The organism is Labedella populi (assembly GCF_004078655.1).
GTDB classification, from domain to species: domain Bacteria; phylum Actinomycetota; class Actinomycetes; order Actinomycetales; family Microbacteriaceae; genus Labedella; species Labedella populi.
The window spans coordinates 1-752 of sequence record NZ_RZNC01000013.1; the positions used below are offsets into that span (position 1 = coordinate 1).

Annotated in this window: 1 protein-coding gene; it reads right to left on the reverse strand. The window is 69.1% G+C overall.

Going from position 1 to position 752, the window contains the following annotated elements; all coding sequences use genetic code 11:
• The coding region (locus tag ELQ92_RS16150) for a DUF7927 domain-containing protein (RefSeq protein WP_128500323.1) at positions 1-739 on the reverse strand (739 nt) is incomplete at its 3' end.
• Between the last annotated feature and the right edge of the window lie 13 nt (positions 740-752).

Sequence of the window (752 nt, forward strand, 5' to 3'; positions counted from 1 at the left end):
CCGGCTCGCACGTCGCGGGCGGCGGCAGCGACGGGTCGTCGACGAGGAAGTTCGTCGCCCGGTCGTCGCCGCGCTCGTCCTCCGGGTTCACCGTCACGGTGTAGGTGATGGCCTCCGTCTGCCCGGGGGCGAGTTCACCGGTCACGGTGAAGACGCCGTCATCGACGGCGGACACCGCGAGGAAGTCACCCGAGGCGACCGGCGCGGTGGTGAGCGTCGCGTCGTCGAGTACGCCGGTGAGGTTGTCCGACTTGTCGACGGAGACCGGGCCCTGACCCTGGTTGTCGAAGGTGATCGTGTACGTCAGGGTCGCGCCCGGGACGATCGGATCGCTCGATGCCTCGACCGACTTCGAGACGAGCAGCCGCCCGATCGGCGTCAGCGTGCAGTCCGGACGCTCCGCGTCCGACGGCTGACACACCGGCTCCTCCGGAACCGGCGGAACCTCACCGCCCACCGGCTTCATCAGGAAGTTCGCCGCGATGTCATCGCCACGCTCACCGTCCGCCCGGACCGTCGCCGAATACGTGATCGTCGTCGACGCACCCGCCTCGAGCGAACCCGACACCGAGATCCGGGCACCATCACGCACGACGCTGAGCGCACCCGAGCTCGGCTCCGTCGTGACATCCGCGTCATCGAGCACGTGCGTGAGATCGTCGACCTCCTCCACCGTGCCCGCACCCTGCCCGATGTTCTCGAAGTGCAGCGTGTACGTGAGCACCGTGCCCTCGGCCACCGGAGACTCCGAC